This window comes from Plantactinospora sp. KLBMP9567, from assembly GCF_033446045.1.
Classification (GTDB): domain Bacteria; phylum Actinomycetota; class Actinomycetes; order Mycobacteriales; family Micromonosporaceae; genus Plantactinospora.
Genome location: NZ_JAWQRR010000055.1, coordinates 22,148 through 45,559, shown reverse-complemented (window position 1 = coordinate 45,559; position 23,412 = coordinate 22,148). Strand labels below are relative to the sequence as shown.

The window sequence follows — 23,412 nt, the reverse complement described above, 5'->3', positions numbered from 1 at the left end:
GCCTTTCCCGGACGGCCTGGGCGCGGCCAGGGGATCTCTCAAGCGGAGCGAAATCAGCTCCCGTCGATGCCGAGGGCGGTGAGGGCGGCCGGGAGGGTCGGCGCGGTGCAGAGCTGGCGGACGCCGTCGCGCTCGCACAGCAGGAGTCGGCAGGCGCGGCCGTCGTAGTGCACGGCGACCGGCTGACCGGCGTGGTGCCGGGCGAGCCGGCGGATCAGCGGTGCGGGATCGTCGACGACAAACGGGGTCGGGGTCTGCGGCACCGGGATGGGCTGGGTGGGGTCGTCGGGGACGCGACGGGCCACGGCAAGGTCGAGGAATTCGAGGCAGCGGGCGATGGCGGCCTCTGGGGTGGGCCGGGCGGGCAGCGTGTCCGGGGCGACCGGCAGCCCCGGCGGCTCGACGTCGACGTCCCAGCCTTCGCCCTGGACGAGCCGGAGGTCTCCGGCATTGTCGATGTGGTCGACGAGGGTGACCGTGACGGTGAGGCGTAGTCCGAGGACGAGCCGGACCAGGTGGGCCAGGGATGGCACGTCGGGCCGGCGGGCCAGCACGAACAGCCGGGCGCCGGGCTGGCCCCGGGACGCCTGGTGCAGGTATTCGGTGAGCGGGTCGGCGTCGGGGTGCGGCAGGGTAACGATGCCCTTGCGCAGGTCGTGGTGGACTTCGCCGCCACCGTCGAGTTCGGTGAGGTCGTCCGGACGTACCCCGAAGAAGCCGGCCCAGGTCGCCAGCCGGAACGGGTCGGGGAGCTGGTGCACCGGCTTCCCGCCGGGTTGGGCCGCCACGTGCGGCGCCGAGAGCTGGCCGCCGGCACGCCAGCCCTGCTCACCGGCCCGCCAGGCGTGCTCGTCGCCGTGCCAGGTGAGGTCGTCGGCCCGCCAGCCGTGCCGGTAGACCTGCCAGTGCAGGTGGACGACCCGGCCGGCCAGGTCGGTGAGCGTGACGGTCAGGCCCCAATAGAGGCGGTGGCTGTCCCGGCAGGTGTCACAGGGCAGCGCCGACGGGCTGCGACCGGCGCCGGAGCACTTCGGGCAGTCCGGGTCGGCCCGCCCGGTGAACAGGACACAGTCGCAGCGGCGGAGCCGACTGTGCGGATCGCAGTTGGGGCAGTCGACGTACGGGACGGGTGATCCCTGCCACGACGGTGCCGGCGGCTGCCAACCGCGCCGCAGAATGCTGGTCTCGTAGCGGTAGATCTGCCCGGTGTCCCGTTCGCTGAACATCTCGGCGGTGTCGGTGATCCGCAGACTGGTGTGCCACCAGCGGCCATCCCGCCAGATGGCTTGCGCCCCGGCGGTCGGGGCGCCGGTGTGCAGGTCGGTGCAGTCGGCGAGCATCCGCCGTTCGATCTGGTCCAGGTCGACGGCTGGGGGGTCGGCCGGCGGCCGGTCGCCAACGGTGACGTGGTGGGCCGGGGCGGTCCGGCCGCGCGCCTGAAGGTCGTAGAACGCGTCGAGGTCGCCGGTGGCGACGATCGCCCCGGCCAGATCGTCTGCGCCGCCGCACCCGCCGGTCGGGACCGGCCCGCCCGGCACCTCGTAGCGGAGATGCCAGGTGAGGTCGGCGGCGGCGTGGCGGCGGCGGGCCTCCAGCACCAGGTCGAGGCGGAGCAGGTCGGCGAGCCGGCAGCGCCGGGCCAGGTCGCGGGCGGGCTCGGGCGGTGACTCGGCGACGGTGCGGCCGAGGAAAAACTGCCAGGCGTCGTGACAGTGCGACGCGATCGCCTCCGCCTCCAGCGCGGCCCGGGTCTCCGGCGGCAGGTCCGGGCGCCAGCGGGACGGCAGCAGCAGCGGCCCGTCCGGGGACCCGGGCGGGTTGCGCGCCTCGGTCCAGGAGCCGGCGCCGACGGCGGCAGCCAGTTCGCGCAGCAGCGACGTCAGCGGCAGATGCCAGCTTCCGCCGTCGCCCGGCCACCGCGCCGGTTCCACCACTCCGGGTACGACGTTCGCCGAGGCCACCGCCCCGGTGTCGACATTCGCCATGGTCAGGACGAGTTGGGCGCGCAGCCGCCCGGCCTGCCGGCAGCGGTGGCAGGGTTGCGGCATTGTGCCGACTCCCTGACAGAGCTGGCAGTCCCTGTATGCCTCCCCGTTCCCCCACTGCCCGACGTCAACGAGCATCCGGTCACCGCCGCTGGTGCAGGGGCAGGCGGCGAGGGTGAAGGTGAGCCGGTCACAGGCGGGGCAGTCCAACACCGGCGGACCGCTGTCGGGATCGGGAGACCCGGTTCCGGCGTCGCGATCGACCTCCCCGGTCATCGGTCCAGCTCCACACCCGCGCACGGCACCTCGTGTTCGGCGCGCAGCGCACAGCGCCTGCCGGCGGCGAGGAGCCGGTCGCAGAAGAGCCGGGACTGCACCGCCTGGTCGTCCTCGGCCGAGACGGTCGCCTCGGCCTGGTCGACCTGCGGCAGCCGGCCGAGAGTCCGGGCCAGCATCCGGGCCGCCTGCCGGGCAGCGTCCGGGTCCGGCGCCGTGAAGGGCACGTGTACGACGTAACGATCGGCCATCAGCGATCCGCCAGCTCGTGGGCCGTCGTCACCTGCCGGGACTGCCACCGCCGCAACGCGTCCTTGATCCGGGCATTCTGCTCCCGCACGGTCGCCAGTTCGTTGTAGGCCCTGGCCAGGTCACTGGCGACCTGGTCGAGGAAGGCTGTCACCTCGACCGGGTCGACTCCCCGCCCGGTCAAGCCGACCGGGGTGAACCGGCGCAACCTGACCTGCGACGGCAGGAGCGGCCGATACGCCGCCGACCGGTACGACCGGCCGAGTCGCCGGGGCGGCCTCCGGTCACGCCGGAACAGCCGCCGAGGGAGAACCCACACGACACCACCAACCTTTCCGGAGCAGGAACAGGACGTGGATGGGTGACACCGGCCCGGATCCCCTGTTGCTGTCAGGCCGGCGCCACCCCGCCCCACCGACGCAGCCGGAGGCGCCGTACGCCAGCAGGGCGTGACCCGGGGCCGGGACGGACAACCCATACAAGCTGGCCGCCCCGGTGGATGGTGATCACAAAGTGCTACCTAGGGATCACTCGCAGGAGAACTTATCGCGGTTACCGCGATAAGTGCAAGTAGTTGAAGCCAGCGAGCTTGCGTGATCGAATCGGCGTGCTACCTAGGGAGACGCACACATGGTCACGCCGAACTACCAGCGTGTCGCCGATGACCTGCGCGACCAGATCAAGTCTGGTGTGCTCGGTCCCGGTGACAAGCTGCCCTCGACCGCGCAACTCCAAGCCAAGTACGGCGTGGGCAACAACGCCGTCCACATGGCGATCGTCATTTTGAAGGCCGAAGGGCTCGTCTACGGGCACCAGGGCAAGGGCGTCTTCGTAGCGAAGCCGGAGCAGGCCGGGCGGTAGTCCACGAAGGAAGCACCGGGCAGGGCTGCACTCCTCGATGCTCTCGGATAGTGTTCGGTCGGCCACGCAGGTGTGATGGCGTAGGACTGGCTACGTCGGCGCTGCGTCGTGACTTATCCGGACGGCAGTCGGCAATCGGGGAGAATCGTATGGCCAGCATCGAGGAAGTCAAAGCAGCGCTGCTTCTGGCCGCCGAGCAGGGCAACGCCACACTCAACCAGATCCGCTCAGCCGCCGAGCACACCGAACAGGTGCTCAACCGACTCAGAGTTGTGGCCGCCGGCACCAACCACCCCAAGATCGCCGAAGCGATCCAGCGCGCCGAGCAGAGCAAGCAGCGCCTCGCCGAGGCAGCCACGTCCATCCAGGGCAGTGCAGCCGCCGCCCGCGAATACGTCGGCGTCCTCGGCTGATCAGCGTCTGACGAAGCTCCCGTGGACATTCGGCAGGTCAGAGCGACCATCAACCAAGGTGGCAAGGCTGCCAAGGATGGCATCGAGCTTATCCAGGAAGTGCAGGCCCGGATCGAGCAGGCTCACACATCGGCCGCCGCGACAACCCACGATAGTGCCCATCCCGAGACCGAAGAGGGTCTGGGCAAGCTCAAGGAGGCGATGAAAGAGGCGTCTCGGGTCGCCGGCCTGCTCCACTCTGGCGCATCTGCCGCCGAGGAATACGGGTCCAAGCTCTGATGGCCAATGTATCCATGGGGGATGTCGTCGCCCGGTTTCGCACCGTCCTGGGGATCATCGACGAGGCTGCCGTAGGCGCCGCCCGCGCTCAAAAGGAAGCCGAGCAGGCCCGAGCCGCGTACACCGAGGTGTCTCAAGGCACCGCAGACCAGTTGATGCGTAAGGCGGTTGCGGATTCCCGGACCGCCGCCGAGAAAGCCGGCAAGACTGCACGACTGTTGTCGGAGGCTGCCGAGCACTTCAGCACGTACATAAATATCATCGCACCCGGAACCGTGCCACCGCGCTCATCGGCGCCCGAGGCAATTCCGGAGGGCGAACGGGTGGTTTCGGATGCGATGGCCCGACGCAGGCGGGCAACCGGCTTTTTGGACCGCGCGGCATCCCGGGCCGATGATATCAAGGATGGCGCCACCGAGACCGCGAAAGCGGTTGAGGAAGGCACCAAGATCGCCTTGAAGCAGATCAAGGGCGAGCGCCCGCCTACTGGCAGTGCCCCTTCGTCGACAGCCACCACCGCCCCCTCGAAGCCCGCTCCTGCACATTCCCCGCCCGCACACGAGGCGGTCGCCGCACTCGTCGTCACTGCCCTCGGGGCGGCCTTGGTCGGCCGGGCTGGCATCGACTACATCAAGAAACGGCTCAACAGAAGGAAGCAAGATGGCGATCAAGAGTGATGTCATCGAATTCGCTCGGACCCTGATTCGGAAAGACTTCGAGGCCAACGATCGATACGAAGAGAAGCTTGATGCCGAGGGCTGGGACGGCTGGCCCCCCTTCCTCAGCGCACTCTTCTTCCTCGCCGTCGAACGACGTTTCCAGGGCAAGTACGACGAAGCCAAGGTGATCCGATTCGTCGCCGACCTCCGCGCCGAGACGGTTGATGACGCGTCCCCGATCGACGCACCAAGCGCAGAGTCACTGATCAGAGCGGTCTTCGATGAGTCGGTACAGCTCAATGTGGCGCCAGAAGCAATGGGCCGTATCCAAACCCTTGCAACGTACAAGATCCTCGCTAACGAAGACCTGACCGACGAGGATATAGACAATCTGCTCGCCGAAGCTAAGGAGATCGCAGAGGAGCAGGCGAGCGGATCGTGACAGCTCCCCGGACGCTTCCTGGTAGGGCCATGGGTCTCTTACCCGGTCCGCCCGGTCAGCTCCGCCTCTCCGGCCCGCCATTCCGCCTCAGCTCCGGCCCGCCGGCCCCGCTCCAGGCGCTGGTCGCCCCAGCACCAGCCAGATGGCCGAGCCCAGTGCCGCCCCGTCTCGGCTCCAGTCCGCCCGACCGGGTCAGGCCCGGATGGTTTCCTGGGTGGCGTTGGCCGCGCGGCGGCCGAAGTAGCAGACGTACCCGAGGAAACCGAGCCAGGCGAGCACGCCGATCCCGACCCGGACCCCGGTGGGTACCGCCGCCGGGGTGACGAACGCCTCGATGAGGCCGGCGACCGCGAAGAGCCCCACCAGGCCGACCGCGACCAGGACGCCGGAGCGGCCGGCCCGGGCCACCGCCTGGCCCCGGGTCAGGTCGGGCGGCGGCGCGATCCACGCCCAGCCGATCCGCAGGCCGACACCGGCCGCCACGAAGATGCCGGTCAGCTCCAGCAGGCCGTGCGGTGTGATCATGCTGAAGAAGACGTCGGTACGGTCGTAGGCGGCGAGCACCCCACCGGTCACGCCGATGTTGAGGGCGTTCTGCCAGAGCAGGTAGAGCACCGGCAGCACCAGGATGCCGGAGGCGAGGCAGCGGGCGGCGATCCAGGCGTTGTGGGTCCACAACTGGAAGGCGAAGCTCGGTGCCGAGTATTCGCTGTAGTAGCCGACGAACCGGGCCTCGAACGCCTCGGCCGCCGCCTCCTCGCCGATCAGCGCAGCGGCGGTCTCCGGATGCGCGGCGGTCCAGTACATCAGAAAGCCCGCGACCAGGACGAACCCGACGCCGACCGCCGTCCACCACGGCCAGGCCCGGTAGACCGCCAGCGGAAAGCCGGTGGAGAAGAAGCGGCCGACGGCGGCCCAGGAGAAACCGGACCGGCCGGCGAGCCGGCCCCGGGCGGCCAGCACCAGTTGGGAGAGCCGGGCGACCAGCACCGGATCGGGCGACCGGCTGCGTACCACCGACAGGTGCGTGGTGACCCGCTGGTAGAGCGCGATCAGCTCGTCGGCCTCGTCGGCGCCGAGCCGGTACCGCCCGGTCAGCTCGGCCAGCCGCCGCCATTCCCGGTCGTGTTCCGCCGCGTACGCGTCGAGATCCAACTCAGTCCCCCAGGGTTCGCGAGCATAGTGTTCACTGTCCACGTGACAGCGCAAACACCGAGGTCCGTACCGGGCCGGCCGGCGCCGCCCGGCGGGTACGGCGCGGACGCCGGACTGGTCAGCGGGGAAGCGGTCGAGCTGGACATCCGGGCCGCGCGGCTCGGTTCCCGGGTGCTGGCGCTGCTCGTCGACGTCCTGGTGCAGATCACCCTGGCGGTGATCCTGCTGAGCTGCGCGGGGATCCTGCTCAGCTCGTTGGTCGGCCCCGGCCTCCTGGACGGGGCGGCCCTGCGCGGGTTGCAGACCGTCGGCGTGGTGCTGATCCTCGTCGGCTATCCGGTGGCATGCGAGACCCTCAACTCCGGTCGTACGGTCGGCAAGCTCGCCGTCGGGCTGCGGGTGGTACGCGCCGACGGCGGCCGGGTCGGTTTCCGGCAGGCGCTGACCCGCAGCCTGGTCGGCGTGGCGGTGGAGTGGCCCGGTCTGGTACTGCCGCTGCTGACCTGGGCGGTGGGGGTGACCGTGATGCTCACCGACCCCCGGGGACGGCGGCTCGGCGACCTGGCCGCCGGCACCCTGGTCATCCACGACCGGAGTCCGGCCGGCACCGGCTACGTCCCGACCATGGTCCCGCCGCTGGCCGGCTGGGCGGCCGCCCTGGACCTGACCCGGCTGGACGACGGCCTGGCGCTGGCCGTACGCCAACTGCTCAGTCGCACCTCGACGCTGACCCGGGACGCCCGGCGGCGGCTGACCCGGTCACTCTGGGCGGAGGTGGCGGCAGTGACCTCCCCACCGCCCCCACCGGGGCTGCCCGAATGGGCCTACCTGGCCGCCGTACTGGCCGAGCGGCACATGCGGGCCCGGCAACGGCTGGTGGGTACCCGATCGGTGACCTCGACCCTCTGGCCGGAACTCGCCGCGCCGGCCGTCGAGGTTCCGGGGTTCGCGCCGGTCCGGCCGGCGGCCCCGGCGCTGGCACAGTCAGCGGTGCCGCAGCCCGCGATGGCGCAGGCCGTGGTGGCCACCGGTTCCGGCACGCCGAACGGGTCGGCCCGGTGAAGGCGTTCCTGCCCTGGCTGCTGGTCCTGGCGGTGGTGATCGCGCTGAACGCGCTGCGGCTCCGGCCGCTCGCCACGGCGGTCGCGATCGCCTGGCTCGGCTACTGCGTGTGGACCTGGGTCCGGCCCCGGCGCGGGTGACCCGGCCCGACCGGCCGAACGAACGAGCCCGGACCGGCAGGCTGCCGGCCCGGGCTCGACGGTCGGTGCTCAGTAGCGGTAGTGCTCCGGCTTGTACGGGCCCTCCACCGGGATGCCGAGGTAGCCGGCCTGCTCCTTGGTCAGCTCGGTCAGCTTGGCGCCGAGCGCGTCCAGGTGCAGCCGGGCGACCTTCTCGTCCAGGTGCTTCGGCAGGGTGTAGACGCCGACCGGGTACTCCTCCGTCTTGGTGAAGAGTTCGATCTGCGCGATCGTCTGGTTGGCGAACGAGTTCGACATCACGAAGCTCGGGTGCCCGGTGGCGTTGCCGAGGTTCAGCAGCCGGCCCTCGGAGAGCACGATGATCGAGTGGCCGTCGTCGAACTGCCAGACGTCCACCTGCGGCTTGATGTTGATCCGCTGCACGTCGGAGCGCTTGGCCAGCCCGGCCATGTCGATCTCGTTGTCGAAGTGGCCGATGTTGCCGACGATCGCCTGGTGCTTCATCCGGGCCATGTGGTCGTTGCGGATGACGTCGAAGCAGCCGGTCGCGGTGATGAAGATGTCGGCGGTCTCCACCACGTCGTCCAGGGTGGAGACCTGGTAGCCGTCCATCGCGGCCTGGAGCGCGCAGATCGGGTCGACCTCGGTGACGATGACCCGGGCGCCCTGGCCGCGCAGCGACTCGGCGCAACCCTTGCCGACGTCGCCGTAGCCGAGCACGACCGCGGTCTTGCCGCCGATCAGCACGTCGGTGGCCCGGTTGATGCCGTCGATCAGCGAGTGGCGGCAGCCGTACTTGTTGTCGAACTTGCTCTTGGTCACCGAGTCGTTGACGTTGATGGCCGGGAAGAGCAGCGTGCCGTTCTGCTGCATCTCGTAGAGCCGGTGCACGCCGGTGGTGGTCTCCTCGGTCACGCCCTTGATGCCGGCGGCGACCCGGGTCCAGCGCCGGTCGTCCTCGGCGAGCGAGCGGTGCAGCAGGTCGAGGATGACCGCGTACTCCTCGGAGTCGGCGCTCTCCACCGGAGGCACCGCACCGGCGCCCTCGAACTGGGCGCCCCGGTGCACCAGCAGGGTGGCGTCGCCACCGTCGTCGAGGATCATGTTCGGCCCCTGGCCGTCCGGCCAGAGCAGCACCTGCTCGGTGCACCACCAGTACTCTTCGAGCGACTCGCCCTTCCAGGCGTAGACCGGTACCCCGGACGGGGCGTCGGGAGTGCCGTCCGGCCCGACCACGATGGCGGCGGCCGCGTGGTCCTGGGTGGAGAAGATGTTGCACGAGGCCCACCGGACCTGGGCGCCGAGCGCCACCAGGGTCTCGATGAGCACCGCGGTCTGGATCGTCATGTGCAGCGAGCCGGTGATCCGGGCACCGCGCAGCGGCTGCTCGGCGGCGTATTCGCGACGGATCGACATCAGGCCGGGCATCTCGTGCTCGGCGAGTCGGATCTCCTTGCGCCCGAACTCGGCAAGGGAGAGGTCCGCCACCTTGTAGTCGCCCTCGGCGACAGTGCCGGGCCGGGGCGCGGCGGACGAACCACCCGCGGGTGCCGGGAGAGTGCTGGTCATGAAGACTCCTGTCGTACGGTCTGCGGCGCGACCCTCCACGTTACGCCCCGGCCGTACCGCGGCGGACTCCGGTCGGGTCGCAATCCGGACAGTACGGGTCGGTCGACGGCGGCCCGAACCGGGCGGGACATCCTCCGGTGACGGCGGACAGCGCGCGGGGCGGTCGGTCCCGGGCAGACTTCCACCCAGTCTCCGGCCGCCCCGCGCATCCCCCCGGTTTGGTTCCCCCGCGCGTGTCTCGGACCTGCGTCGCGATAACGCTGCGTACTCATAGCGTCACACCGAGCAAGATTGGTGTCAAGTCGATCCGCAAATTTCCGTTTTGCGGGGACTCGTATGTGGGCCGACCGACGAGCGGCCGGCAGGGCTCAGGAAAGCCCGACCGAGGCGACGTAGAGTTCCCCGTCGCCGCTGACGGTCAGCGGACCGCCGTCGGCCCGGCCGATCGCCGCCGCGCCGGGCCCGAGCAGCGCCGACCCGGCGCCGTCCGCCACGGTGACCTCGCCGGCCAGGCAGAGCGCGATCCGGGGGCCCCGGAGTTCGAGCCGGGCCGACCCGACCCGCTCGTCGAGGCGTACGCCGTGCAGGGCGAAGTCGTCCACCGGCACCGGCCAGGTGACCACGCCGGGAGCCACCGGAACCGGACTGACCACCGGGTCGGCGAGCACCTCGAAGCGGAGCACCCGCAGCAGTTCGCGCACGTCCACGTGCTTCGGGGTCAGCCCGCCGCGCAGCACATTGTCGCTGGCCGCCAGGATCTCCACCCCGGCACCGTAGAGGTAGGCGTGCAGGTTGCCGGCCGGCATCCAGATCGCCTCGCCCGGAGCCAGGCTGACGTGGTTGAGCAGCAGCGCGACCAGCACGCCCGGATCCGCCGGATAGCGGCGGGCCAGCTCGCGGGCCAGCTCGGCCGAGGCGGCGAACTGCTCGCCGACCTCCGCCGCGACCACCGCCGCGACCAGCGCGGCCCGCTCCGACGACGGCCAGGTGAGCAGGGTACGCACCGCGTCCGGCAGTCCGTCCGGGCCGGTCCGCAGCGCGGCGACCACCGGATCGAGCCCGGCCAGCCCGAACGCGTCGAGCAGGTCCGCCGAGTTCTTCGGATCGCGGAACCCGCACAGCGCCTGGAACGGCGAGACCGCGACAAGCATCTCCGGCTTGTGGTACGGGTCGACGTAGTTGCGGTGGGTCAGCTCGGGGTCGGTCGTCTCGGCCGCGTACCCGGCCCGGGCCTGCTCGGCGTCCGGGTGCGCCTGCAACGACAGCGGCGCCTCCGGGGCCAGCACCTTGAGCAGGAACGGCAGCCGCTGGCCGAACCGGTCGATCACCTCGGCGCCGAGCCAGCGCCCCGGATCCTCGGCGAACGCGTCGACCAGACTCAGCGGTGCCCCGCCCCGGTGCAGTGTGCTCGGGTCGCCGGGGTGGGCGCCCAGCCACAGCTCCGCCTCCGGACCCTCGCTCGGCACCGGACGGCCCTGCAACTGGGCGAGGACGGTCCGCGACCCCCATGCGTAGTCGCGGATCCGACCGTGCAGCGGCTCCACTGCTCAGGCCCCCTTGAGTTCCGGTACCCCGTCCGGGGGCTGCTCCGCGTTGCGGTAGATGTCCGGCTCCAGGTAGATCACCCGGGCGATCGGTACGGAGTTGCGGATCCGCGCCTCGACCGAGTTGATCCCCTCGGCCAGCTCGGCCGCCGTGGCGTACGGCCGCACCGCGACCTTCGCCGCGACCAGCAGCTCCTCCGGGCCCAGGTGCAGGGTCTTCATGTGGATGATCCGCTCGACCTCGGAACCCGAGGTGATCGCCTGCTCGATCCGCTGGACGTCCTCCGCGCTGGCGCCCTCGCCGACCAGCAGGCTCTTGGTCTCCAGCGCCAGGATGACCGCGATGGCCACCAGCAGGATGCCGATCGCCGCGGTGCCGGCCGCGTCCCAGTAGCCGTTGTCGGTGATCAGGGTCATCGAGACGCCGATCAGGGCGAAGACCAGGCCGAGCAGCGCGCCCAGGTCCTCCAGCAGCACCACCGGCAGCTCCGGGGCCTTCGCCCGGCGGACGAACTCCCGCCAGGACGCCTTGCCCCGGATCGCGTTCGACTCGACGATCGCGGTCCGGAACGAGAACGACTCCAGGATGATCGCGACCACCAGTACGACCACCGGCAACCACTGCCAGCTCTCGATGCCGTACGGACCGTGCTCCCGCTGCTCGTGCCACTTGTGGTACGCCTCGTAGAGCGCGAAGAGGCCACCGACGCTGAACAGCACGATGGAGACGATGAACGCGTAGATGTAGCGCTCGCGGCCGTACCCGAAGGGGTGTTGCGGGGTGGCCCGGCGCCGCGCTCGGCGCCCGCCGAGCAGCAGCAGCGCCTGGTTGCCGGAGTCGGCCACCGAGTGGATCGACTCGGCGAGCATCGACGACGAGCCGCTCAGCCCGAACGCGACGAACTTGGTGACCGCGATGCCCAGGTTGGCCAGCAGGGCCGCGACGATCGCCTTTGTGCCGCCACTCGCGCTCACGACCGGTCCTCCGCCGCGTCGGCCGGAGCCTGGGCCACGGTGGCACCAGCCCGGGTGATCTGCTCGGTCACGGGTTCGACAGCTCCTTCATCTCGGTGATCGCCGGTACGGCCATCGGGTCCAGGCCGTGCGCCAGCGCCAGGTAGATCGAGGCGAAGTCGGGCACCGCGGTCAGCGAGGCGAGCCGCTCCAGCGCCGATCCGCCCTCGGCGGTCACCACGTCGCAGCGCACCCCGCGCCGCTCGGCGAGGGTCTGCACGGCCTCGGCCCGCCGCTCCTCCACCACCAGCGGCTCGTCGGTGTCCTCGTCGGCGTTCAGGCCGCCGTCGCGGAGCAGCACCAGCCGCAGCCGGGTGCCGGTCGCCTCCTCCTCCGGATCGGCGAAGATGTCCCGGCTGGACTCGCCGAGGCCGCCGAACACGCCGTCGAGCAGGCCGACCCGGCCCCGCCCCGCCTCGCCGAGCGCGCCGGCCACCACCGGGTAGCGGGCGTTCGCCGAGAGGGTGTCGCCGAACCGCCGGGCCGCGACCGTGGCCAGCGGCGACGAACCCCAGACGATCGGCACCGAGCCGGCCAGGCCCAGCGCCAGCGACTTGGCCGGGTTGACGAAGGACTCGGCCGACGGGCGGCACCGGTCGGCCTCCGCGTCCAGCCGGGCCGCCGTCTCGGCCAGGTCCGCCTCGTTCACCTTGACCAGGCCGAGCGCACGGGCGGCGAGCAGTACCGGCACGGTGAGCGCCCAGAGGCTGGCCCGGGCCGGCGCCCGGCGGGGCACCGGGACGAACGGCGCCCGGGCGCCCTCGGCCACCGACTGGAGCTGCGAGTCCGGCGCACCGACCGCGACCAGCCGGGCCCCGCGCCGGGCGGCGGCCTCGGCCGCGCCGAGCGCCTCGGGGCTGCGGCCGGAGGCGCTGACCGCGATGACCACGTCCGCCGCGCCCACCCAGCCGGGCACCCCGGCACTGCGGTGCTGGATCACCGGGACCGGGCAGCGCGGGCCGGCGACGGTGGCCAGCACCTCACCGGTACGCGCGGCGGTGCCGATGCCGGCGATCACGACCGCCCGGGGGCGCCCCTCGTCCGCCAGCACCCCGAGGTTGGCCTCGGCGGCCAGCGCGGCGGACTCCCGCACCTGAGCACCGGCCGCGGCGGTGTGCCGGAGCATCCCACCGGGGTCGTTCTTGTCCATCGCGGCGACGTCGTCGAGCAGCGCCTCGTCGGGGACCGGGCGACCGCGCAGACCGGCCGTACCGTCCATCATCGCTGGTCCGCGGTGCCGCCGGGGGTCGCGTCCGAGTCGGCCACCGGGCCGCCGCGCGCCTCGTCCAGCAGCAGCACCGGCACGTCGTCGCGCACCTCGAAGATCCGCGCGCACTCGGTGCAGGTCAGGGTCTGCGCCGCCGGATCGTAGTCCAGCGGTGCGTGATGGGTGTCCGGGCAGGCCAGGATCTCCAGCAACTGCGGGTCGAGGGCCACCGTGCGGCTCCTTCCACTCCTCGTGCGGTAGGTCGGGTACGGCGGGTCTCCGACCAGCGCGATGGATCTTATCGGCGAACCAGACCGAGCACCTCGTCGCGGAGTGCCACCATCCGGTCCGGGGTGGGCGCCTCGACGTTCAGCCGGAGCAGCGGCTCGGTGTTGGACGGGCGCAGGTTGACCCAGGCGCCGTCGGGGAAGCGCAGGGTGAGCCCGTCCAGCTCGTCGGCCTCGGCGTCCGGGTAGGCCGACCGGACCTCGGCGACCTTGGCCCGCTGGTCGGGTACCGTCGAGTTGATCTCGCCGGAGGCGGCGTACCGCTGGTACGCCCGGGCCAGGTCGGAGAGCGGGCCGCCCTGCTCGCCGAGCGCCGCCAGCAGGTGCATCGCGGCGAGCATTCCGGTATCGGCGAACCAGAAGTCCCGGAAGTAGTAGTGCGCCGAGTGCTCGCCGCCGAAGGCCGCGTTGGTGCGGGCCATCTCGGCCTTGATGAACGAGTGGCCGACCCGGCTGCGCACCGGCTCACCGCCGTGCTCCCGGACGATCTCCGGCACCGCACTCGACGTGATCAGGTTGTGGATGATCGCCGCGCCGGGATGCTTGGCCAGCTCGCGTACCGCCACCAGGGCGGTGATCGCCGACGGCGAGACCGGTTCGCCCCGCTCGTCGACCACGAAGCAGCGATCCGCGTCGCCGTCGAAGGCAAGCCCGAGGTCGGCGTGGTGCTCGCGTACGGCCGCCTGGAGGTCGACCAGGTTCGCCGGGTCCAGCGGGTTCGCCTCGTGGTTGGGGAACGAGCCGTCGAGTTCGAAGTAGAGCGGCACGATCGAAAGCGGCAGCGCCGGCAGGACGGCGTCGCCGAGCACGGCTGGAGCGGTGTGCCCGCCCATGCCGTTGCCCGCGTCGATCACCACCTTGAGCGGCCGGATCCCGGTCAGGTCGACCAGGGTGCGCAGGTGGGCGGCGTACGCGGGCAGCAGGTCCCGGTGCTCGATCGGCGGCAGCGGCTCGTCCGCCGGCCGCGTCTCGCCCTTGTCCAGCAGTGCCTGGGCCCGGTCGCGCAGCTCGGCCAGCCCGGTGTCCTGGCCGATCGGCCTGGCGCCGGACCGGCACATCTTGATGCCGTTGTAGGCGGCCGGATTGTGGCTGGCGGTGAACATCGCGCCGGGCAGGCCGAGGCTGCCGGAGGCGTAGTAGAGCAGGTCGGTGCTGCCGAGGCCGAGATGGAGCACGCCGAGCCCCTCGGACCGGACCCCCCCGGTGAAGGCGGCGGCGAGGCCCGGCGACGAGTCCCGCATGTCGTGGGCGACGGCTACGGTCCCGGCCGGCTCTCCGGAGGTACGGAGAAGCTGCGCGAAGGCCGCCCCCAACGCCTCGGCGGCCCGCTCGTCCCACTGGCCGGGAACGGTGCCCCGGACGTCGTACGCCTTGACGATAGCGGACAAATCAGACAAGATCTCGCCCCTCAGCCGGACACTCGGTCAACGGCCTGAGCGTATCGGAGCCGGACGGCACGCCCCGCCCCAAGGCGATCTGCCGGCAACGAACAGGTGCCGTCCGCCCTGCTCGGCAGGCCGTGACCTGCTCGGCAGGCCGTGACGACCCCGACACGCCCGCCGAACAGGTGCCGTCCGCCCTGCTCGGCAGGCCGTGACGACCCCGACACGCCCGCCGAACAGGTGCCGTCCGCCCTGCTCGGCAGGCCGTGACGACCCCGACACGCCCGGCCGGCGGATCCGGCTACTGCTGAGGCCGCCGGGCCGGCGGCAGGATCAGGGTGGCGTCCGGTCCGCCGGCCGAGGGCTGCTCCGGAGGGACGGTTCCGTCCGGTCGGGGCGGCGCGGCAGCCGGCTGGGCCGGCGGCACGTCACCGGGGGCCACGGAGCCAGGCCGGGCCGGCGGCGTTGTGTACGGCGGCGTTGTGCGCGGCGGAAACATCCCGGGCTGCCGGGGCGGCGTCGCCCCGGCCGGGCGCGGCGACGTCGACCCGGCGGCGGGCAGGATCAGCGTCTGGTCACCCACCACCGGCGGTACCCCCGGCCGCCCGCCTCGCTCCGGCCCGACCCCGTCGACCGGCCCGGCACCGGGCAACGGTCCGGCCGGGCTGACCTGCCCGACGCCGGGCATCCCCCTACCGCTGCGGAAGACCGGACCCACCGGCGCGATCCGGGCCGACGGGTCCGCACCGGCCGGGCTGACCTGCCCGGCGCCGGGCATCCCCGCACCGCCACGGAAGACCGGACCCACCGGCGCGATCCGGGCCGTCGGATCCGCACCGGCCGGCGCGATCCGGGTGGTCGGCTCCGCACCGAGCAGGACGATCCGGGCGGTCGGATCCGCACCGGCCGCCGACGCACCGGCCGCTCGGCGCCGCTCCGCCCGGCCCCGCCGGATCAGCAGCACCATCAGGGCGATCCCGATGCCGACCATCACCACGCCGACCACCATCACCATGCCGCCCAGCCCGAGCGACGACCCGCCGGACTCATCGGCGGCGACCGGCTGCGTCGGCAGGGCGGCGGCCACGTCCTGGGTCGCCTCCGCAGCCGGCTCCTCGGTGGCCTGCGCGGTCGCCGACGGGATCACCAAGGCGGGGGTACGCGCCGAATCCGGGGCCTTCCCGGTCCGGCCGGTCATCCGGGCCGAGTCGGTGTCCCGGCCGAGCAGCCGGCCGCCCGCCGTGTACGCCTCGGCCAGCAGGGTCACCCGGCCCGCAGGCGCACCTCCGGCCAGGTTCACCCGGTACCGGCTCGACACGCTCTTCCTCGCGCAGAGTTCGGGCTTGTCCGGTGCGGTCCGGTCCGTGACGACCAGCCCGCTCGCCGCGTCCGATACCGACACCCGGCGCCAGCCACCATCGGCGGCGACCTGCACCTCCACCCGGTCGGCGGTCAGTCCCGGCAGGTGTACCGCGAGCACGGTACGGACGCTGACGCAGCCGCCGCTGCGCATCGAGACGTTCACCGTCACCGACCCCGGCGAGCCGCCCGCGCTGATCGAGTTCGGCGCGCGGACGCGCACCGACTCGCCCTCGGCCACGGCCGGGGCGGCGGCGATTGACACCGTCGTGCCGACCAGCAGGCCGACGGTTCCCAGCCAGGTCGCGCCACGCCGCACCGACATGATCACCTCGCTCGTCGCAGTCCAAGATCCGGGGCACAGGCTACCGCTGGACCGGCAGCCGACTTCTCTCATGCCCGGCCCGCGCCGCGCCGAATCCTCCGGCCTGGTCGGAAGGAACCTTCCTGCAACCAGAAGCGACCGGACGCCCCCGCCGTTACACCCCGGCGTATTTGCGTAGTTCGGCCCGACAGAGCCGGTCTGCCTGCCGGGTCGTCTCCGGCAACCGGTACCGCGGGGTGAGCCGGAGCACCTGGGCGCAGGCGTTGTCCAGGTCCATCCGGTGCCCGACCGAGACGAAGACCGGTTTGACGCCGTCCTGGGTACGCAGCACCCGGCCGACCTGCTCCGTGCCGTCGACCAGCGGCGCCCAGGACCCGCGCCGCCGCTCCGGCCCGGCCCACGTCCCGACCAGCGGGGTCTTGCCGACCCCGATCGCCGGACGGTCGGTGAGCACGCCCAGGTGGCAGGCGAGCCCGAACCGGCGCGGGTGGGCGAGCCCGTGCCCGTCGCAGACCAGCAGCTCCGGCTCGACGGCCAGCCGGGCGAGCGCGGTGAGCAGGGCGGGCAGCTCCCGGAAGGCGAACAGCCCGGGTACGTAGTCGAAGGCGGCCCGGCCGGTGGCCACCGCCGTGTCGAGTACGGCCAGGGTGGTCGGGTCCAGCACGGTCACCGCGGCGGCGAGCCGGTCACCGTCCTCGGCGTACGCCACGTCGAGCCCGGCCACCGTGCGGGGGGCGGTCGGCCCCGGCCCGGCCAGGTCCACCAGCGGGCGCAGCCGGTCCTGCACCGCCTCCGCCTCGGCGACCGTGCCCGGGGTCTCGATCGTGGCGGAGACGGTGGACAGTTCCGGTGGTGGGGCTACCACTCGATCCCGCTCAGCACCATCACCCGGGGCTCGGTGTAGTCCTCCATCGCGCTGCGTACCCCCTCCCGGCCGACGCCGCTGCCCTTCACCCCGCCGTAGGGCATCTGGTCGGCCCGGTACGACGGCACGTCGCCGACGATCACCCCACCGACCCGGAGCGTCCGGTACGCGGCGAACGCGGTCTGGAGACTGTGCGTGAAGATCCCGGCCTGCAACCCGTACGCCGAGTCGTTGACGGCGGCGAACGCGGCCGCGTCGTCCGGCACCGGCGCCACCACCAGGACCGGTCCGAAGACCTCCTCGGTGTTGACCCGGCTGCCCGGCGGCACCCCGGTCAGCACCGTCGGGGTGTAGTTCGGGCCCTCGCGACGACCGCCCAGCTCGACGGTGGCCCCGGCCGCGACCGCCTCGTCGACCCAGCTCTCCACGCGCCGGGCGGCGGCCTCGTCGATCAGCGGCCCGACGTCGGTCGCCTCGTCGGCCGGATCTCCGGTACGCAGCGCGGCGACCGCCGCGACCAGCCGGGGCAGGAAGCCGTCGAGCAGCCACTCGTGCACGAAGACCCGCTGCACCGCGATGCAGCTCTGCCCGGCCTGGTAGTTGCCGAAGGCGGCGATCCGCCGCGCGGCGTGGTCGAAGTCGTCGGCGCTGGCCCAGTCCGCGCAGACCACCGCGGCGGCGTTGCCGCCCAGCTCCAGCGTGACGTGCTTGCCCGGCACCGCCTGCCGGATCGCCGCGCCGACCGGCCCGGAACCGGTGAACGACACCACCGGAAGCCGGGGGTCCCGGACCAGTTCACCGGCCCGGTCGTTCGGCAGCGGCAGCACCGAGCACATCCCGGCCGGCAGGCCGCTCCCCGGCCCGTAAGGCTCGGTCACCTCGGCCAGCAGTTCGCCGAGGAGCAGCGCGGTCAGCGGGGTCGCCGGGGCCGGCTTGACCACGATCGGCGCTCCGACCGCGAGCGCGGGGGCGACCTTGTGGGCGACCAGGTTCAGCGGGAAGTTGAACGGCGTGATGCCGAGCACCGGCCCCCGGGGCAGCCGGCGTACCAGGGCGATCCTGCCCTCCCCGGCCGGCTCGGTGTCCAGCCGCTGCATCTCGCCGGACCAGCGCCGGGCCTCCTCGGCGCCCCACCGGAAGGTGGCGACCGCGCGGGCCACCTCGGCCCTCGCCCATCTGACCGGCTTGCCGCTCTCGGCGGTGATCAGCCGGGCGACCTCCTCGGCCCGCTCGGCGAGCCGGTGCGACACGTGGTCCAGGGCTCGGGCCCGGACGTGTGCCGGTAGCGCGGCGGCCCGGTCGGCCACCTCGGCGGCGGCGACCACCGCCGCCTCGATCTGGTCCGGGTCGGCGTGGCTGGTCCGGCCGATCTCGCGACCGTCGTACGGATGCCGGACCACGAGCGGATCGGCGCCCCGGGCCGGCCGGCCGGCAAGGAGGAACGGCACGGATTCCACGCCCGGCAGCCTAGCGCTCCGATACCGGCCGACGGGTCACCGCTCGCCGTCTCCCTCGCCCGGCACGCTGCTCAGGTGGTCGACGGGTCACGGCACGCCGTCTCCCTCGCCGGGTGCGGTGCTCAGGTAGTCGTGCAGCCGGCTGGACCCTTCGAGCATCGCGGTGGCCCGCTCGGTCAGCTCCAGCCGGCGGCGCGCCACGGCGGCCCGGAGCGCGGCCGTACTCCCGGTGCGGTGGAGACCGTCGAGGATCGGCCGGATCTGCGGCAGCAGGTAGCGGCTCCGCCGGAGCATGCTGATCATCTGGGCGTCCCGGATCTCGGCCGGGCCGAACCGGCGGTACCCGGTGCCCCGTTCCCGCTCCGGTGTCAGTAGTCCGGCGGCCTCCCAGACCCGCAGCGCCGACGTACGCACGCCCAGCCGGGCCGCCAACTCGCCGATCCGCAGCGTCAGCCGGGGCATTGCCGACTCGGTCTCCTGCTCGGCGACCGCCTCCAGCGCCGCAGCGGTCTCGGCGAGCGAGCGGCGCTCCTCGTGCAGCCCGGCATGGCTGGCGTCGACCAGCGCGAGGGCGGACGGCAGGTCCCCGGCGTGCACCGCGTGCATGATCGAGCGAGCCGTCTCCCAGCCGTACCCCCGGGCCAGCGCCCGGTAGGTCAGCAGCGCCTGGCGGTGCCGCTCGTCGAACTGGCGGTATCCCGAGGCGCTCCGGGGCGCCGGGGGCAGCACCCCGGCGTCGAGATAGTTGCGGACCTGCTGGGTGGAGATGCCGGCGAGCCGGGCCAGATCGACGGGACGCAGTCTCCGCCCCGACCGGCTCACCGCGCCGTCCCGCCGCCCCGAGCCGGGACCGCCGAGTTGAGGGTTGTCAGGCGCATCTGCCCAGGATAAGCCGAAGTCTCGCCGCAACCCTCAAGGTGGTTCGGAGCGGCGTTGGAGGACCAGGTGCCCGGCCGGCTGGCTACTCGCCGACGGTGCCGTCGAGTAGTTCCCGGGCGATGTCGAGGTGGCCGACGTGCCGGGCGTACTCCTGGAACAGGTGGAAGAGGATGCGGCCGAGCGACGGCGCCTGCGCGGCGGCGCGGAACCGCCCGCCGAGCCGGGCCGGCTCGGCCAGGTCGGCGGAGGCGGCCAGGGCCCGGGACCGGCGTACCTCGTCGTGGTAGGCCGCCAGCACGTCCCCGACGGACTCGTCGGCCGGTACCCGCCACTCCGCCTCGTCGTCCTCGGACGGGTACGCCAGCACGTCCTCGGCGGCGAACCCCCAGCGCATCCACCGCCGCTCCACCCAGCCGAGATGCTTGACCAGTCCGAGCGGCGACCAGCCGAGCGGCCCGACCGGGGCGCGGAGTTCCGGCTCGGTGAGCCCGTCGAGCTTGCGCAGCAACGCCTCCCGGTACCAGTCCAGGTAACGCAGCAGCAGTTCGTGCGGGTCGGAGACGTCGACCGGCGGATCGTCGAGAGTCGCCGGCCGGCGCTCGGGCGGTGCGGACATACCGGCGAGGCTAGCCTGAGTGATTCATGGGCCTTGTCCACGAACGCGATCGAGAGTGGCAACGACCGTATCCGCAGAGCCGTCCGGGATCGTGGGCATTTCCCGAACGAGCAGGCGACGCGGCACGTGCTGGTGGGCGGGAACCTTGGAGATGTTGGCAGCGTCCCAGCGGGGCATCACTCTTCGAAGGAGGATCGGGTGGCGCGACGATACTTGGTGGCCGTCCTGTTTCTGCTGACACCGGCCTTGGCAGCCGCAGGCTGCTCGGACGGTGCCCCGCCCACCGCCGGGCCGGTCACGGGTGCGTCGTCGGGCACGCCGAGTCCGAGCCATCCATTGCTGGCGAAGGTGCCCGAAGGCGGCACGCTGGGAGTCATCGTCACTCTGCAGTGGCCGGACGGTCAGACTCCCCCGCCATCGGACGACGAACGCCGGTTGCGGGCCGTCGCCCAGGCGCAGGACGAACTCATCCGGGCACTGAAGCCCTACGACGGCGCCAAGGTGCAGACGCGGTTCCGGCTCTTTCCGCAACTCACGATGGTGGTTGATCGGCAGGCGTTGGCCTTCCTGCTCACCTCCCCGCTGGTGAAGTCGGTCGGCGAAAACGGCCGCAAACACACGACCGGTGCCCTACGCCTCCAGACGCAACAGGTCAGTTGACTCTGGCATGTGGCTTTGACACCGGAGCAGCGGACGGACCGGAACCCACCGCCGGACCCTGGAAATCCCGTGCGTCGGGACCGGCATTCCGGCTAACCTGCCCCCGTGGCCAGTCCTGCCGCTTCGGCGTACCCCGACCTCTCCGGTCGGCTGGTGCCCTCGCCCGGGTCGTCCCCGGCCCTGGACCGACGGCGTTTGGTGGCTCGTTCCCGAGCCCGCCGAGGCCGCCTGAGCTGACCAGCCCTGTTCACGACCGGCGGACCGATCCGCCGGTACTTCCGGTACGTCGATCAGTCCGCTCCGCCCCCATCGGTCCGGCAACGGATCGGAGCGAGAGAGACGTACCCGGGATGAATCTCGAAAGTCTGCTCACCGACCGGCTGGCCCGGTCGTTCGCGGCCGTGGCCGGCGGCCCGGTGGATCCGGTGGTCCGGCGCTCCCGGCACGCCGACTTCCAGGCCGAGGCGGCGCTCTCGCTGGCCCGCCGGCTCGGCCGGGCACCCCGGGAGATCGCCGCCGAGGTGGTCGAGCGGGCCGCGCTGGCCGACCTCTGCTCGGCGGTGGCGGTCTCCGGGCCCGGATTCGTCAACCTGACGGTGGCGGACGACCTGCTCGGCACGCTGCTGTCGAGGATCGCCGCCGATCCCCGGCTCGGCGTGCCGACCGCGACCGACCCGGAGACGGTGGTGGTGGACTACTCGGCGCCGAACGTGGCCAAGGAGATGCACGTCGGCCACCTCCGGTCGACCATCATCGGCGACGCCACCGCCCGGCTGCTGGAATGGCTCGGGCACCGGGTCGTCCGGGCCAACCACCTGGGTGACTGGGGTACCCCGTTCGGGATGCTGATCGAGCACCTGGCCGACCTCGGTGAGTCCACCGCCGCTGAGGAGCTGTCGATCGGTGACCTGGACTCGTTCTACAAGGGTGCCCGGGCCAAGTTCGACGCCGACGAGGCGTTCCGGCGGCGGGCCCGGGAGCGGGTGGTCGCGCTCCAGGGCGGGGACGAGTCGACGCTGCGGCTGTGGCGGCTGCTGGTCGCCGAGTCGGAGTCGTACTTCCTGGCCGTCTACGACCGGCTCGACGTGCTGCTGACCCGGGCGGACTTCGTCGGCGAGAGTCACTACAACCCGATGCTCGGCCCGATCACCGACGAACTGGACCAGCGCGGCCTGCTCGTCGAAAGCGGCGACGCGGCCTGCGCCTTCCCGCCCGGCTTTCCCGGCCGGGACGGCGAGCCGGTGCCGCTCATCGTGCGCAAGCGGGACGGCGGGTACGGCTATGCCGCCACCGACCTCGCCGCGCTCCGGTACCGGACCCGGGAGCTCGGCGCCACCCGGCTGCTCTACGTCGTCGGGCTCCCGCAGCGGCAGCACTTCGAGATGGTGTACGCGGTCGCCCGGCAGGCGGGCTGGCTGCGGCCACCGGCCCGGGCCGAACACGTCGGCTTCGGGCTGGTCCTCGGGGCGGACGGCCGGAAGCTGGCCAGCCGGGCCGGCGACTCGGTGAAGCTGGTCGACCTGCTCGACGAGGCGTTGGCCCGGGCGGCGGCGCTGGCCCGGCAGAAGAACCCGAACCTCGAAACCGCTGCGGCAGCCGAGCTGGGCCGGGCGATCGGCATCGGAGCGGTGAAGTACGCGGACCTCTCCGTGGACCGGACCCGGGACTACGTCTTCGACTGGGATCGGATGCTCGCCCTCTCCGGTAACACCGCCCCCTACCTCCAGTACGCGCACGCGCGGATCCGGTCCATCTTCCGCCGGGCCGGCCGGACGGCGCCGCAGAACGGCGTGCCGATTCTCGTCGTCGAGCCGGCCGAGCGGGCACTCGCGCTCGAACTGCTCGGCTTCGGCGCGGTCGTCGGCGCCGTGGAACGGACCCTGGAATTCCACCGCCTCGCCGGTCACCTGTATGCGGTCGCGGTCGCGTTCAGCGGCTTCTTCGAGAGCTGTCCCGTGCTCCGGGCCGAGCCGGCCGTCCGGGAGAGCCGGCTCGTCCTCTGCGACCTCACCGCCCGGGTACTCCGGCAGGGCCTGCACCTGCTCGGCATAGCCGCACCGGAGAGGATGTGACGTCGGCTGCCGGGTCGTCCGTCCCACCGCTCCACTGCAGTGGCGGGACGGGCCCGGTCCGCCGTCGCGGGTCAGCGGCGGTGGCGGTTACGGGCGCGCAGCTCGGTCATCAGCTCCCGCCACCGCCGGGGAATGCCGATGTCGAAGTACTCCGACTTGAGAGTGATGATCTTCACCTCCCGATCACTGAGCAGGGACTTCATCGCGGAGTGCAACTCGGCCAGGAAGGCGGTCTCACCGAGCCGCTGGATGCTGCCGGGCTCGATGTCGACGTTCCACTGCATCAGCCCGTAGGTACGGACCCGCACCGCACCGCCGGCCGAGACACCTTCGCCCTCGATGGCGTTGAGCTCCGTCTCGTACTGCCGCCGGTACGGATCGTCACTGGGCCGCTCCGCGTCGGCGAGTTCGTCGGAGCTGAGCCCCTGGGACACCCGGTAGGCCTCGGACCGCGCCCGATGGTAGGCCACCCAGGTGGTCAGCCCCAGCCGGCCGAGCTGGTGGCTGAGGTGCTCCTCGTCGTACTGGTCGAAGGCGCCGGGCGCGAAGCTGATTTCCACGTCGTGGTAGTTGGAGACGCGTGCCCGGATGCGCTCGTCCGGGGAGTCCACCGTGACGACCATGTTGTCGAGGTACTCACCGATGGAGGGCATGT

General features: G+C 72.3%; 25 protein-coding genes and 1 pseudogene. 10 read left to right on the top strand and 16 right to left on the bottom strand.

Annotation, left to right across the window (positions count from 1 at the left end; genetic code table 11):
* Positions 1-53: 53 nt before the first annotated feature.
* From R6Y94_RS39685 to R6Y94_RS39675, 3 genes are read right to left on the bottom strand one after another with little or no spacing between them, the layout of a single operon-like run.
* Positions 54-2,261, bottom strand: a complete 2,208-nt coding sequence (locus tag R6Y94_RS39685) for a hypothetical protein (RefSeq protein WP_318402036.1) — start codon at positions 2,259-2,261, stop codon at positions 54-56.
* The gene (locus R6Y94_RS39680; RefSeq protein ID WP_318402034.1) at positions 2,258-2,512 is read right to left on the bottom strand and encodes a hypothetical protein; all 255 of its coding nucleotides are present in this window, start codon (positions 2,510-2,512) and stop codon (positions 2,258-2,260) included. Before R6Y94_RS39680 ends, R6Y94_RS39685 begins: the two co-directional genes overlap by 4 nt.
* On the bottom strand, positions 2,512-2,829 hold the full coding sequence (locus R6Y94_RS39675; RefSeq protein ID WP_412102987.1) for a DivIVA domain-containing protein: 318 nt from the start codon (positions 2,827-2,829) through the stop codon (positions 2,512-2,514). Before R6Y94_RS39675 ends, R6Y94_RS39680 begins: the two co-directional genes overlap by 1 nt.
* 311 nt (positions 2,830-3,140) lie before the next feature.
* Between R6Y94_RS39675 and R6Y94_RS39670 the strand changes: the two genes are divergently transcribed.
* From R6Y94_RS39670 to R6Y94_RS39650, 5 genes are all read left to right on the top strand, one after another.
* Positions 3,141-3,371 (top strand): winged helix-turn-helix domain-containing protein, encoded by a 231-nt coding sequence (locus tag R6Y94_RS39670; RefSeq protein ID WP_318402033.1) that lies wholly within the window; start codon positions 3,141-3,143, stop codon positions 3,369-3,371.
* 149 nt (positions 3,372-3,520) lie between these two features.
* Positions 3,521-3,784, top strand: a complete 264-nt coding sequence (locus tag R6Y94_RS39665) for a hypothetical protein (protein WP_318402031.1) — start codon at positions 3,521-3,523, stop codon at positions 3,782-3,784.
* A gap of 21 nt (positions 3,785-3,805) precedes the next feature.
* Positions 3,806-4,063 (top strand): hypothetical protein, encoded by a 258-nt coding sequence (locus R6Y94_RS39660; RefSeq protein WP_318402030.1) that lies wholly within the window; start codon positions 3,806-3,808, stop codon positions 4,061-4,063.
* Entirely contained in the window at positions 4,063-4,740 is a 678-nt protein-coding gene (locus R6Y94_RS39655; protein WP_318402028.1) for a hypothetical protein, read from the top strand. Before R6Y94_RS39660 ends, R6Y94_RS39655 begins: the two co-directional genes overlap by 1 nt.
* On the top strand, positions 4,724-5,164 hold the full coding sequence (locus R6Y94_RS39650) for a hypothetical protein (protein WP_318402026.1): 441 nt from the start codon (positions 4,724-4,726) through the stop codon (positions 5,162-5,164). Before R6Y94_RS39655 ends, R6Y94_RS39650 begins: the two co-directional genes overlap by 17 nt.
* Before the next feature lie 192 nt (positions 5,165-5,356).
* On the opposite strand, the gene R6Y94_RS39645 is transcribed toward R6Y94_RS39650, so the two are convergent.
* Complete coding sequence (locus R6Y94_RS39645) at positions 5,357-6,319, bottom strand: stage II sporulation protein M (protein ID WP_318402024.1); 963 nt, start codon at positions 6,317-6,319, stop codon at positions 5,357-5,359.
* 42 nt (positions 6,320-6,361) lie between these two features.
* Here R6Y94_RS39645 and R6Y94_RS39640 point away from each other — a divergent pair, with 42 nt between their 5' ends.
* Both R6Y94_RS39640 and R6Y94_RS39635 read left to right on the top strand, forming a co-directional pair.
* A complete protein-coding gene (locus R6Y94_RS39640; protein ID WP_318402022.1) occupies positions 6,362-7,381 on the top strand; it encodes an RDD family protein in 1,020 nt (339 codons plus the stop codon).
* Positions 7,378-7,521, top strand: coding sequence for a hypothetical protein (locus tag R6Y94_RS39635; RefSeq protein ID WP_318402021.1), 144 nt, complete (start codon positions 7,378-7,380; stop codon positions 7,519-7,521). The genes R6Y94_RS39640 and R6Y94_RS39635 overlap by 4 nt, the downstream gene beginning before the upstream one ends.
* Before the next feature lie 69 nt (positions 7,522-7,590).
* Here R6Y94_RS39635 and ahcY read toward each other — a convergent pair whose 3' ends face one another.
* The 11 genes from ahcY to R6Y94_RS39580 form a co-directional block, all read right to left on the bottom strand.
* Positions 7,591-9,090: an adenosylhomocysteinase gene (gene ahcY / locus R6Y94_RS39630; protein WP_318402019.1), complete on the bottom strand. Its 1,500-nt coding sequence runs from the start codon at positions 9,088-9,090 to the stop codon at positions 7,591-7,593.
* Between the two features lie 368 nt (positions 9,091-9,458).
* Complete coding sequence (gene manA / locus R6Y94_RS39625) at positions 9,459-10,634, bottom strand: mannose-6-phosphate isomerase, class I (protein ID WP_318402018.1); 1,176 nt, start codon at positions 10,632-10,634, stop codon at positions 9,459-9,461.
* A gap of 3 nt (positions 10,635-10,637) precedes the next feature.
* Entirely contained in the window at positions 10,638-11,609 is a 972-nt protein-coding gene (locus R6Y94_RS39620; RefSeq protein WP_318402016.1) for a cation diffusion facilitator family transporter, read from the bottom strand.
* A 67-nt stretch (positions 11,610-11,676) separates the two neighbouring features.
* Positions 11,677-12,870, bottom strand: a complete 1,194-nt coding sequence (locus tag R6Y94_RS39615; protein ID WP_318402014.1) for an SIS domain-containing protein — start codon at positions 12,868-12,870, stop codon at positions 11,677-11,679.
* The gene (locus tag R6Y94_RS39610) at positions 12,867-13,085 is read right to left on the bottom strand and encodes a Trm112 family protein (RefSeq protein WP_318402012.1); all 219 of its coding nucleotides are present in this window, start codon (positions 13,083-13,085) and stop codon (positions 12,867-12,869) included. Before R6Y94_RS39610 ends, R6Y94_RS39615 begins: the two co-directional genes overlap by 4 nt.
* A 68-nt stretch (positions 13,086-13,153) precedes the next feature.
* On the bottom strand, positions 13,154-14,539 hold the full coding sequence (locus R6Y94_RS39605; protein WP_318402010.1) for a phosphomannomutase/phosphoglucomutase: 1,386 nt from the start codon (positions 14,537-14,539) through the stop codon (positions 13,154-13,156).
* Between the two features lie 286 nt (positions 14,540-14,825).
* Positions 14,826-16,208, bottom strand: a complete 1,383-nt coding sequence (locus tag R6Y94_RS39600; RefSeq protein ID WP_318402008.1) for a hypothetical protein — start codon at positions 16,206-16,208, stop codon at positions 14,826-14,828.
* A 154-nt stretch (positions 16,209-16,362) separates the two neighbouring features.
* Entirely contained in the window at positions 16,363-17,073 is a 711-nt protein-coding gene (nfi, locus tag R6Y94_RS39595; protein ID WP_412102986.1) for a deoxyribonuclease V, read from the bottom strand.
* Entirely contained in the window at positions 17,067-18,530 is a 1,464-nt protein-coding gene (locus R6Y94_RS39590; protein WP_318402005.1) for an aldehyde dehydrogenase family protein, read from the bottom strand. Before R6Y94_RS39590 ends, nfi begins: the two co-directional genes overlap by 7 nt.
* 87 nt (positions 18,531-18,617) lie before the next feature.
* Entirely contained in the window at positions 18,618-19,352 is a 735-nt protein-coding gene (locus R6Y94_RS39585; protein WP_318402004.1) for a MerR family transcriptional regulator, read from the bottom strand.
* Between the two features lie 139 nt (positions 19,353-19,491).
* A complete protein-coding gene (locus R6Y94_RS39580) occupies positions 19,492-20,025 on the bottom strand; it encodes a DinB family protein (RefSeq protein ID WP_318402002.1) in 534 nt (177 codons plus the stop codon).
* Positions 20,026-20,061: 36 nt separating this feature from the next.
* Here R6Y94_RS39580 and R6Y94_RS39575 point away from each other — a divergent pair.
* From R6Y94_RS39575 to argS, 3 genes and pseudogenes are all read left to right on the top strand, one after another.
* Positions 20,062-20,157, top strand: a pseudogene (locus R6Y94_RS39575) (transposase); the annotation flags it as partial.
* 66 nt (positions 20,158-20,223) lie between these two features.
* The gene (locus R6Y94_RS39570) at positions 20,224-20,685 is read left to right on the top strand and encodes a hypothetical protein (protein WP_318402111.1); all 462 of its coding nucleotides are present in this window, start codon (positions 20,224-20,226) and stop codon (positions 20,683-20,685) included.
* Between the two features lie 350 nt (positions 20,686-21,035).
* The gene (gene argS, locus R6Y94_RS39565) at positions 21,036-22,757 is read left to right on the top strand and encodes an arginine--tRNA ligase (protein WP_318402001.1); all 1,722 of its coding nucleotides are present in this window, start codon (positions 21,036-21,038) and stop codon (positions 22,755-22,757) included.
* Positions 22,758-22,828: 71 nt separating this feature from the next.
* Here argS and R6Y94_RS39560 read toward each other — a convergent pair whose 3' ends face one another.
* Complete coding sequence (locus R6Y94_RS39560; protein ID WP_318401999.1) at positions 22,829-23,410, bottom strand: hypothetical protein; 582 nt, start codon at positions 23,408-23,410, stop codon at positions 22,829-22,831.
* Positions 23,411-23,412 lie beyond the last annotated feature (2 nt).

What these genes read in the sequence shown, in the direction of transcription:
- R6Y94_RS39665 (WP_318402031.1), top strand. Translation starts at nt 3,521, where the DNA reads ATGGCCAGCATCGAGGAAGTCAAAGCAGCGCTGCTTCTGGCCGCCGAG.
- R6Y94_RS39680 (WP_318402034.1), bottom strand. Translation starts at nt 2,512, where the DNA reads ATGGCCGATCGTTACGTCGTACACGTGCCCTTCACGGCGCCGGACCCG.
- R6Y94_RS39580 (WP_318402002.1), bottom strand. Translation starts at nt 20,025, where the DNA reads ATGTCCGCACCGCCCGAGCGCCGGCCGGCGACTCTCGACGATCCGCCG.
- R6Y94_RS39685 (WP_318402036.1), bottom strand. Translation starts at nt 2,261, where the DNA reads ATGACCGGGGAGGTCGATCGCGACGCCGGAACCGGGTCTCCCGATCCC.
- argS (WP_318402001.1), top strand. Translation starts at nt 21,036, where the DNA reads ATGAATCTCGAAAGTCTGCTCACCGACCGGCTGGCCCGGTCGTTCGCG.
- R6Y94_RS39650 (WP_318402026.1), top strand. Translation starts at nt 4,724, where the DNA reads ATGGCGATCAAGAGTGATGTCATCGAATTCGCTCGGACCCTGATTCGG.
- R6Y94_RS39655 (WP_318402028.1), top strand. Translation starts at nt 4,063, where the DNA reads ATGGCCAATGTATCCATGGGGGATGTCGTCGCCCGGTTTCGCACCGTC.
- R6Y94_RS39560 (WP_318401999.1), bottom strand. Translation starts at nt 23,410, where the DNA reads ATGCCCTCCATCGGTGAGTACCTCGACAACATGGTCGTCACGGTGGAC.
- R6Y94_RS39670 (WP_318402033.1), top strand. Translation starts at nt 3,141, where the DNA reads ATGGTCACGCCGAACTACCAGCGTGTCGCCGATGACCTGCGCGACCAG.
- R6Y94_RS39615 (WP_318402014.1), bottom strand. Translation starts at nt 12,870, where the DNA reads ATGATGGACGGTACGGCCGGTCTGCGCGGTCGCCCGGTCCCCGACGAG.
- R6Y94_RS39600 (WP_318402008.1), bottom strand. Translation starts at nt 16,208, where the DNA reads ATGTCGGTGCGGCGTGGCGCGACCTGGCTGGGAACCGTCGGCCTGCTG.
- ahcY (WP_318402019.1), bottom strand. Translation starts at nt 9,090, where the DNA reads ATGACCAGCACTCTCCCGGCACCCGCGGGTGGTTCGTCCGCCGCGCCC.